8 protein-coding genes are annotated in these 9,967 nt (G+C 41.3%); 2 read left to right on the forward strand and 6 right to left on the reverse strand.

Annotated elements, in window-relative coordinates; all coding sequences use genetic code 11:
• Positions 1-165: 165 nt before the first annotated feature.
• The 6 genes from AC1IR0_RS09125 to AC1IR0_RS09150 all read right to left on the reverse strand — a co-directional run bounded on the left by AC1IR0_RS09125 (position 166) and on the right by AC1IR0_RS09150 (position 8,243).
• Positions 166-2,745 carry a bifunctional diguanylate cyclase/phosphodiesterase gene (locus AC1IR0_RS09125; protein ID WP_409666659.1) on the reverse strand — a complete coding sequence of 860 codons (2,580 nt, stop codon included), beginning with the start codon at positions 2,743-2,745 and terminating at the stop codon, positions 166-168.
• Positions 2,746-2,951: 206 nt separating this feature from the next.
• The gene (locus AC1IR0_RS09130) at positions 2,952-3,611 is read right to left on the reverse strand and encodes a 3-oxoacid CoA-transferase subunit B (RefSeq protein WP_086044822.1); all 660 of its coding nucleotides are present in this window, start codon (positions 3,609-3,611) and stop codon (positions 2,952-2,954) included.
• Positions 3,611-4,282, reverse strand: coding sequence for a 3-oxoacid CoA-transferase subunit A (locus tag AC1IR0_RS09135; RefSeq protein WP_004730985.1), 672 nt, complete (start codon positions 4,280-4,282; stop codon positions 3,611-3,613). Before AC1IR0_RS09135 ends, AC1IR0_RS09130 begins: the two co-directional genes overlap by 1 nt.
• 40 nt (positions 4,283-4,322) lie before the next feature.
• Positions 4,323-5,603 carry an MFS transporter gene (locus tag AC1IR0_RS09140; protein WP_004646972.1) on the reverse strand — a complete coding sequence of 427 codons (1,281 nt, stop codon included), beginning with the start codon at positions 5,601-5,603 and terminating at the stop codon, positions 4,323-4,325.
• Between the two features lie 254 nt (positions 5,604-5,857).
• On the reverse strand, positions 5,858-7,057 hold the full coding sequence (locus tag AC1IR0_RS09145) for an acyl-CoA dehydrogenase (RefSeq protein WP_005246320.1): 1,200 nt from the start codon (positions 7,055-7,057) through the stop codon (positions 5,858-5,860).
• Positions 7,058-7,088: 31 nt separating this feature from the next.
• On the reverse strand, positions 7,089-8,243 hold the full coding sequence (locus tag AC1IR0_RS09150) for an acyl-CoA dehydrogenase family protein (RefSeq protein ID WP_004280318.1): 1,155 nt from the start codon (positions 8,241-8,243) through the stop codon (positions 7,089-7,091).
• Positions 8,244-8,746: 503 nt separating this feature from the next.
• Between AC1IR0_RS09150 and AC1IR0_RS09155 the strand changes: the two genes are divergently transcribed.
• Both AC1IR0_RS09155 and AC1IR0_RS09160 read left to right on the forward strand, forming a co-directional pair.
• On the forward strand, positions 8,747-9,583 hold the full coding sequence (locus tag AC1IR0_RS09155; RefSeq protein ID WP_004280319.1) for an IclR family transcriptional regulator: 837 nt from the start codon (positions 8,747-8,749) through the stop codon (positions 9,581-9,583).
• Between the two features lie 227 nt (positions 9,584-9,810).
• On the forward strand, positions 9,811-9,967 hold a 157-nt coding region (locus tag AC1IR0_RS09160; RefSeq protein WP_441299231.1), incomplete at its 3' end, for an FAD-dependent oxidoreductase.

Genomic DNA, 9,967 nt, shown 5'->3' on the forward strand with positions numbered 1-9,967 from the left:
AAAAACCTTTGAGGGTTAAAAATCTTATTTTTTATCCCACTTTCTATGCTGAGCATACATTATAGAACCGATACGCTCATAAAATAGGAAAATTCTTGAAGTCTGTTTGCCATTTCCTTTCTACATGAAGAACGGTTGAAAATATTGATATCTTAACTTTTAGAGTTAATCCAATTTACTATTTTCCATTGCAAGATAAGCAGGCTTCAATTCAGTTAAAGGTGCAGGTTTTGCATAAAAGAAGCCTTGTAGCAGATCACAACCCTGTTGATAGAGCAAGCTGGCCTGGCTTAAGGTTTCGACCCCTTCCGCGACAACTTCCAGATCCAGTTGATGTGCCAAGTGAATAATGGATTGCACAATTGCAGCATCCTGACCATCAAGGGTCAGCTCTTCAATAAAACTACGGTCTAACTTGATTTGATTGATTGGCAAGCGACGCAGATAACTGAGACTCGAATAACCTGTGCCAAAGTCATCAATGGCAACCTGTACACCTAAAGCACGCACCGCTTTCAAAATTTCTATGGTCCGATCTGCACCATTAATGATGACACCTTCCGTAATTTCAATTTTAAGTAATTCCGGTGGTAATTGACTGAGTTCAAGCGCATGTTCAAGTACTTGCAAAAAGCCTGCTCTACGGAATTGCAAAGGAGAAATATTCACCGATACTGTGATCTGGCTATTGTGTGTCTTATTCCACTCGGCAATATCTAGACAGGCCTTTTCCAATACCCATTGACCTACACTAATAATCTGCCCGGTTCTTTCTGCAAGCGGAATAAAAATCGCTGGGGAAATATAACCCTGCTGCGGATGGCACCAGCGGATTAAAGCTTCTACACCTGTCACCAGTCCAGTTTCAGGATGAACCAGCGGCTGATAGAACAGGTCAAAATTTTCCTGATTGATCGCTTCCATGAGTTCCAGACGCAGATTGGTATAGTCTATTTCTGCGACAGGCTGCATTCTGGTTTTTTCATACCACTGCCACATATTACGACCTTGTCTTTTGGCTTCCTGCATCGCCAAAACAGACTGATAAATCAATTCAGAAGAATGGTGGATCGAACTGTCATCTGCCACGATACCAATACTGGCACTTAAATGTATTTTGTACTGATCAACAATAAACAGCATGGAAAGAAGATCAAGAATTTCTCCGGCGATCGCCTCGACTTCAGTGTGCTCATCTGTCCCTGAGAGCAGCAAAATAAATTCATCTTCAGCGAAGCGGCATAGCACATTATTACCTTGAACAAATTTTTGCAGCCGCTCGCCCACAATTTTGAGAATCTGGTCACCGACCAGATGACCTAAGCTGTCATTAATATTTTTAAAGTCATCCAGATCTATATAGAGCAAGACTAAAGGTTGGGAGCTCTTGTGCCGTGCTTCAAAAATATTTTCCAGAATCTGTTTGAATGCATACTGGTTCGGTAAACCGGTTAAATGGTCATGGGTATGCTGATGCTGAATATATTCTTCGTGAATACGTTGCTGAGTAATATCTTCCTGAATCCCCAAAAAATGGGTGCAGGTTCCTGTCTGGTCAAAAATAGGACCTATGGTTAAACGATTCCAGAACCAGCTACCATCTTTACAGTAACTTTTTATAGTCACCTGAATTTCTTTTTGTTCTTTGACCGCTTGCTTGAGTAATGCAATCTGATCCGGATCAGTATCTGGACCCTGTAAGAAAAAGCAGCTTTGCCCTAGTACTTCTGCTGCCGTATAACCGGTGAGCTTTAGAAAAGCTGGATTCACATACACCATTAGCCTTTCTTCAGAGACATCGGTAATAAAAAGACTATTCGGACTAGCCTCTACCCCACGTTTTAATAATCGTAGAGACTCCTTGTTTTCACGCGATACAGTAATATCTCGGGCAATGCCAATAATACCGGTGACTTTCTGATTTTGAATAATCGGTAAATTGGTCAGATCCAGCCATAAGATATCGCCTGCAACATTATAAATTGGAAGTTCATAATGTTGAGATTTACCTTGCGCTGCTTCTGAAAATGAAACATTCGCAAGTTCATGGAATTCGGGCGGTATGAAGGCACAATAGTGCTGACCATGAATTTGCGCTTTAGAAAAACCTGTAATTTCTTCGCAAGCAATATTGGTATTAAGCACATGTCCCTGCAGGTCAAGTTCAAAAATAATATCTGGATGATAGGTATAAAATGAGCTGTATTTTTCATTAAGCTCATGTCTTTTTTGACGTTCCTGATCAAGCTCGATTGCGAGGGCAACTAATTTTGCCGCTTGCTGTAAAAGCTGAATATGAGGTTCAGTCGGTATTTTGGGTGTTCGATAATAGGTGGCAAACGTTCCGTATAGAATATCTGAAGCATTAATAATCGGCATAGACCAGCAGCTAGACAATTTTTCTGCGTTTACCAAAGCACGGTAAGGCTGCCAGTTTGGGTCTTTCATTAAATTCGGACTAATGACCAACTGACGTAAGAAAGCAGCTACGCCACACGATCCTTGATTTGGCCCAATTTTCAAATCTTGAATAGCATTACAGTACTCTTTTGAAAAGTGCTGTTTGCCACTTATAACATTTAAAGTTTGGGTGTCATCCTGATAGAGCATAATGGTGACAAGCGCATCTGGAATGCGCGATTCAAGCCACTGGCTAATGACATCGAGGATAGGCTTAAGTTCAGTATGGCGACCAATCAGATTAAAAATATGAAAAATTTCTTGATCATCACAATTATTATTCATTCAGACTATCACCTTCCTTAGCTTGTTAACATTTTAGACTTATTATTAAAATAATCATTAGCAAAAGTTTGTATTTATATCTTTAAAATACGGAAATATGGTCAATATTACGTGTATTTGATAATAATTCTAAAATTTAAAAATCACAGCCGAAGCTGTGATCTAAAACTATACTTTTACTTAATCAGAATATTGCGGACTTATTTTTAGGCTGCTTGTTGACGACTGTCCACTAATTTACAGCCTGTCTGCTGTTGTAATTCTTCAAAGCTTAAGCCATCCACTATTTCAATAACCTGAGCTTGTCGGTCTTTTAATTCAATCACACACAAATCAGTATAAATACGGTTGACACAATGTTTACCTGTTAGAGGATAAGTCAGTTCTTCAACAATTTTTGCCTCACCGTTTTTGGTCACATGTTCCATGCAAACATAGACACAGCGAGCACCCACTGCCAGATCCATCGCACCGCCTACAGCAGGTACAGCATCAGCATTACCGGTATGCCAGTTCGCCAGATCACCATTAATAGCGACCTGAAAAGCCCCCATGATACAGATATCCAGATGCCCGCCTCGCATGATATCGAAAGAGTCGGCAGAATTCATAAAACTGCCACCTTGCAACATGCTTACGAGTTCTTTGCCGGCGTTAATCAGATCATCATCTGCCTGTTCAGGATCACTCAATGCAGCAAAACCTAAAACGCCATTTTCCGAGTGTAGAATTACTCCTTGTTCAGGTTTTAAATAACCTGCTACGCGTGTCGGTAAACCAATACCCAAATTTACAAAAGAGCCGGTTGGAATGTCTTGTGCAACTTTAGCTACAATCTGTTCACGACTACGTTTTTGAATATTCATTATTTAATATCTCCAACCTTGACCACATGCTGTACAAAAATTCCTGGCGTTACAATGATCTCTGGATCAAGTTCTCCCAGTTCCACAACTTGATGGACTTGTGCAATGGTGGTTTTTGCTGCTTTGGCCATGATCGGACCAAAATTCCGTGCTGCCTTACGGTAGGTCAAGTTGCCCCACTGATCTGCCTGATTGGCATAAACCAAGGCATAATCAGCATGTATCGGATATTCCAGCACATAATCTTTTCCATTGATATTACGGGTTTCTTTACCCTCAGCTATTTTGGTACCAAAACCGGTTGGAGTAAAAACAGCTCCTAAGCCTGCACCGGCTGCCTGAATACGGCAGGCCAGATTGCCTTGTGGCACCAGTTCCAGCTCAACTTTTCCGGCTTTATACAGATCTTCAAAGACGGTTGAGTTATTGGCTCGTGGAAATGAACAGATCATTTTTTTAACCAGTCCAGACAACAGCAGATTGGTTAGACCACGATCTCCAGAAGCTGCATTGTTGTTAATAATGGTTAAGTCTCTAGGACCAAAGTCAATTAATGCTTCGATTAATTCTACCGGCTGACCTGCCAGACCAAAACCACTGGTCATAATGTGTGCACCATCAGGAATTTGCTTAAGTACCGTCTCGATATCCTGCGTGATTTTATTCATCATATTGCTTCCTAGCATGTTCTATCTATATTACGAGTGCAGATTAATCTGCCTTTTGTGGATCAAATAAGCGGTCTTTAATAAAGAAAGCGGGTATCAGGCCGCAAAGAAAATAGGCAATGCCCATAATCAGTAAGCCGGTACCAATTGAGCCTCCTTGAGCAAAATAGCCAATGGTAAGAGGTGCAAACACCGCACCCAGTCGGCCTACGTTATATGCCCCACCCACTGCTGTTCCACGCACTTTGGTGGAGAAGCTTTCTGTCATGTAAGTCGCATTAATACCGTATGGAATACCATAGAGAAAACCGAAAAATAACATCAGCCAGAGGATATTATCCGGCGTATTACCAAAGACAATCACAGGGATAAAAATTGCAGTACCCATAGTGCCGAAAGCAAATACCGCACGACGGCCAATCCGGTCAGCGATAAAACCAGCAATAACTTTGGTACACATCATGATCAGGAAAGTCCCGATCATATACATGGTCATTTCTTTAAACTTGATTCCCAGATCAGTCTCTAAATACGCCGGTAGCCAGTTGCTGACCCCATAATAGCCAAACTGTAAAAATGCGGTACTGAAGGACCAGAGGATAAACATGCGACGGCTAAGTGCATCTTCAAAAATCATTTTAAAAGTATTTTTTGGTTTTTCCTGCAGAATACCACTGGCTTTTGCATCCAGGCGTGCTTTACGCGCATCTAACCAGGCTTTCGGCTCAGGCACCAAGAAGTACATCGCGAAGGCCAGTACAATTGGAATAATGGCAATATAATAGAGGTATCGCCAGCCAAATTCAGGCAATAGCCATCCAGCCAGAACAGTTGCGACCACCGAGCCTAAAGTCCAGCCAGTCATAAGCGTTGCCAATACTGTAGAGCGATATTTGGTGGGTACATACTCTGCCATGAGTGTGTTACAGGCAATATATAGAGCACCTAGTCCAATCGCAGACGTAAAGCGCAGCCATTTGAACTGATCATAACTTTCTACGAATCCTAACCAGAAGGTTAATGAAGAAAATAATGCAATGGCAATGACGATCACACGAACCCGGCCAAAACGGTCACAAGCCCAGCCACCAAAAAAACCGCCGATAGCCATGCCTGCAAGCGTCCAGCTCCCTAAGGCACCGGCCTGCATATTACTTAATGAAAACTCTTGTTTCAGACTGGTCAGACTGTAGGCTAATAACGCAATATCAGCACCATCAACCAATAATGCTAAAAATGAGAAAATAAAGGCCAGAATCCAGACTCTTTGCTTGGGTTCGTTTCCACCTTCCACTGGGTGTTGTTGTGAACTGATCGTATCCATAATGCTCTTTCTACTTTTCGGCACTCCTGTGCCTTTTTAAAATGCATATTTCACTTAATTATTTAGGTGAAATATAGAATATTCGCTGATCATTACCACGCTTTAGCAAGGTGGTATAAAATGATTTTCAAAGTTCTTGATAAATTTTCTCTGCAGAAATCACGTAGCAATACATTGAATGATGTGATTAAGCACAATTCTTAAACCCGTAAAACAATCTAGCCAGCAATGCTGGCTAGAAGTTGATGTCAGGTTTAGTTGCAAAAGGCTGCAATTCCGGTTTGTGCACGACCTAAAATCAGGGCATGTACATCATGGGTACCTTCATAGGTATTTACCACTTCCAGATTAACCAGATGACGGGCCACACCGAATTCATCGCTAATCCCGTTACCGCCCATCATGTCACGGGCCAAACGGGCAATATCCAGCGCCTTGCCGCAGTTATTACGCTTAATTAAAGACGTACCTTCAACTGACGCAATGCCCTCATCTTTCATGCGGCCAAAACGTAAAGCCACCTGTAAGCCAAGGGCAATTTCAGTTTGCATATCTGCCAGTTTTTTCTGAATTAACTGATTCGCAGCAAGTGGTCGGCCAAACTGTTTACGATCCATGGTGTATTGATGTGCGGTATGCCAGCAGAATTCTGCAGCTCCCATGGCACCCCAGGCAATCCCGTAACGCGCACTATTCAAGCAAGTAAAAGGCCCTTTTAAACCACGAACTTCCGGAAATGCATTTTCTTCTGGAACAAAGACGTTATCCATTACAATTTCACCGGTGATCGAGGCACGTAGACCCACTTTACCGTGAATCGCTGGAGCAGAAAGCCCTTCCCAGCCTTTTTCTAGAATAAAGCCACGAATGTCACCGACATTACCTTCGGCAGAAACTTCTTTAGCCCAAACTACAAATACATCAGCAATCGGGCTGTTGGTAATCCACATTTTTGCGCCAGTTAAACGGTAACCACCCTCGACTTTTTTGGCACGGCTAATCATGCTGCCCGGATCCGAACCATGATCCGGCTCGGTCAGGCCGAAGCAACCAATATACTCACCGGTTGCTAATTTTGGTAAATACTTCTGCTTTTGCTCTTCAGAACCAAATTCATTAATGGGTACCATCACCAGAGAGCTTTGTACGCTGGCCATTGAGCGATAACCTGAATCGACACGTTCAACTTCACGAGCAATCAGACCATAACTGACATAATTTAAACCTGCACCGCCGTACTGTTCCGGAATGGTTGGGCCTAGCAGACCAAGTTCACCCATCTCACGGAAAATAGCCGGATCGGTTTTTTCATGGCGGAACTGTTCCAGTACACGCGGCATCAGTTTGTCTTGACAGTACGCTGCCGCTGCATCGCGGATCATGCGCTCTTCTGACGTCAGTTGCTGTTCGATTAAAAACGGGTCTTGCCAATCAAATCTAATTTTTGTCGTCATTTTAATATTTCCTTATTTTAAAATTATGAGATCAGGCGGTTGCTTGTTTAATCATTTCACGCGCAATAATAATTTGCTGGATTTGTGTCGTTCCTTCATATAAACGGAACAGACGCACATCACGGTAGAAACGTTCAATTGAATATTCACTGATATAACCCGCTCCGCCATGAATCTGCAAACAGCGATCAGCAACTCGACCACACATTTCAGTTGCAAACATTTTGGCACAAGAGGCTTCAGTCGTAACATTTTGGCCAGCATCACGTAGACGCGCAGCATCCAGAACCATACATTTGGCTGCATAAATCTCGGCTTTGGAGTCTGCCAACATACCCTGGATCAGCTGGAAATTCGCAATGGGCTGACCAAACTGTTTGCGCTCCACTGCATAGTTAAGTGCGTCTTCCAGCATACGCTCTGCCATGCCGACGCTATAACCGGCAATGTGCAGACGACCCTTATCCAGCACACGCATAGCTGTTTTAAAGCCAATTCCTTCTACACCGCCAATCAGCTGATCTTTATGCACTTTACAGTTATCAAAAATCACATCACAGGTATAGGAACCATGTTGGCCCATTTTCTTGTCAATTTTACCTAGGCTTAAACCAGGCGTGCCTGCTTCAACTAAAAATGCTGAAATACCACTAGCACCTTTAATCTCTTGATTGGTACGTGCCATCACGGTAAATGTCGTGGCACGTGGTGCATTGGTGATGAAGCGTTTAGTTCCGTTTAAAATATAATAATCGCCGTCTTTGACTGCACTGGTTTTTAAAGCAGCAGCGTCTGAGCCGGAATCCGGTTCGGTCAAACAGAATGAACCAATAATTTCGCCCGTTGCATAACGCGGTAAATATTTCTGTTTTTGTTCTTCTGTACCGTCGATAATGATGCCACTTGAGCCAATGCCGTTGTTAGTACCAATTAAAGAGCGGAATGCAGCTGATGTATGACCTAACTCCATCGCGACCAGAATTTCTTCTTCCATGGTAATGCCTAAACCACCATATTCTTCTGGAATCGTCAGGCCAAACAAGCCCAGCTCTTTCATCTGTTCCACAATATGTTCAGGAATGGCGTTGTTCTCTTCTACTTCATGCTCAAGAGGCACCAGTTCATTTTTTACAAAATCGCGAATCGTTGACAGAAGTTGGTCTAGCATTTCCGGATCACGAATCATATGAATCTCCATGGATATAATTTAGGTAAATTCCTTTACCCTTATTTTTGTTTCGTATTACGAAATAAATAATCATATAAAATCATTTTGAGCAAGTGAAATTATTAAAAATTTTATATTTTAACTAAAAAATGAAATTTTTCTGGTATTCCAGTTAATTTGTGTTTAATATTTAATTTCACGATACGAAATATTTTGATGAGTGATTATTCTATTTATCAGTTTTTTTGAATAGATAATTAAACCTTTTTTCTTGCTGTAATATTTATCGATCACTGACTCTTTCGGAGAAATCGAAACTTTTTAAATATATTGGCTACGTGTTAAACCTAAAAAACTAGATGATTTTATATTGTCTTCAAAGTTGGGTAACAGGATTCTTTTCGACCACAAATAATTTCGGCACTTTTTCTTATATTTTATCTTTTGTAGAAGTGTTTTATTTTGTATCGTGAAATTATGTTGCTATCATATTCATTAATTTAACTTTAATTGCCCTGACCATGACAAAAAATAAAACTGGTGAAATTCCCAATTTTGATGAAATCCGTTTAGATCCGATTTCACATATTCATAGAGAAAATAATCCTCAATTTATTGCATCTATTGCGCGTGGATTGGAAATCTTGCGTTGCTTTTCAGCGACCAATCAATTACTTGGCAATCAGGAAATTGCACAATTAACCAACTTGCCTAAGCCGACTGTAGCGCGTATTACCAGCACTCTGGTTTCTTTAGGTTATTTAAAACAACTGCCGAATACCACGAAATATCTACTGGATGTTGGGGTATTGGCTTTAGGCTATGCAGCTTTGAGTAATATTTCTGCACGTACTCAGGCCTATCCATTTATGGAAGAAATGTCACGCTATTCCCAAGCCCCTGTGGCAATGGCTACCCGTGACCGTCTCAGCATGATTTATCTGGAAGTAGTACATACAGAATCGACACTGACTATGCGCCGCCCTGTCGGTTCGACTTTACCGATTCATAGTAGTGCCATGGGACGTGCCTGTCTGGCAGCGATGGATGTAAAGGAACGCGAATATTTATTTGATGCCATCAAGAAAAGAAACGAAGATCAGTGGCCAACGATCAAGCGTAATCTGGAACGTGCAATCCGTGATTATCAGGATTATGGCTACTGTCTGTCTTTAGGTGACTGGGCTAAGGATGTGAATTCCGTGGCAGTTCCGTTGGTTCACCCCAAACATGGGATATTAACGTTTAACTGTGGTGCCCCAAGTTATCTGTTAAATCAGGAAAAACTGGAAAATGAAATTGGACCGCGTCTGATTCACATGGTGAACAATATTGCTATGAATCTCAATAATATATAAAAAAATTAATCATCAGAGCGACATTCAGTCGCTCTTCTTATTGAATACCCAATCTACACATCTTCTTCCTTTATCTATAATTTACAGCAAACCTTTTTAATACGGTGAAATAGATAAGATTTAAAAAATAGATAAATTCCTATTCCAAATAAAAAGATCAAAAATAAGCTTCATAACCGATTTAGATAATGCTATAAATATCGTATAGCGAAATTGGATTTTATATTATGGAAGATATAACAAGAGAATCGATGGAGTTTGACGTCGTCATCATAGGCGCAGGCCCTGCGGGTCTTTCTGCTGCGATCAAAATCCGTCAACTTGCAATTGAAAACAACTTAAACGATTTGTCCGTTTGTGTCGTAGAAAAAGGCTCCGAAGTCG

Source organism: Acinetobacter sp. 129952 (assembly GCF_056642055.1).

Bases quoted from the DNA above. Each gene is read 5' to 3' on its own strand.
- AC1IR0_RS09125 (WP_409666659.1), bottom strand. From the start codon at position 2,745: ATGAATAATAATTGTGATGATCAAGAAATTTTTCATATTTTTAATCTG.
- AC1IR0_RS09130 (WP_086044822.1), bottom strand. From the start codon at position 3,611: ATGAATATTCAAAAACGTAGTCGTGAACAGATTGTAGCTAAAGTTGCA.
- AC1IR0_RS09135 (WP_004730985.1), bottom strand. From the start codon at position 4,282: ATGATGAATAAAATCACGCAGGATATCGAGACGGTACTTAAGCAAATT.
- AC1IR0_RS09140 (WP_004646972.1), bottom strand. From the start codon at position 5,603: ATGGATACGATCAGTTCACAACAACACCCAGTGGAAGGTGGAAACGAA.
- AC1IR0_RS09145 (WP_005246320.1), bottom strand. From the start codon at position 7,057: ATGACGACAAAAATTAGATTTGATTGGCAAGACCCGTTTTTAATCGAA.
- AC1IR0_RS09150 (WP_004280318.1), bottom strand. From the start codon at position 8,243: ATGATTCGTGATCCGGAAATGCTAGACCAACTTCTGTCAACGATTCGC.
- AC1IR0_RS09155 (WP_004280319.1), top strand. From the start codon at position 8,747: ATGACAAAAAATAAAACTGGTGAAATTCCCAATTTTGATGAAATCCGT.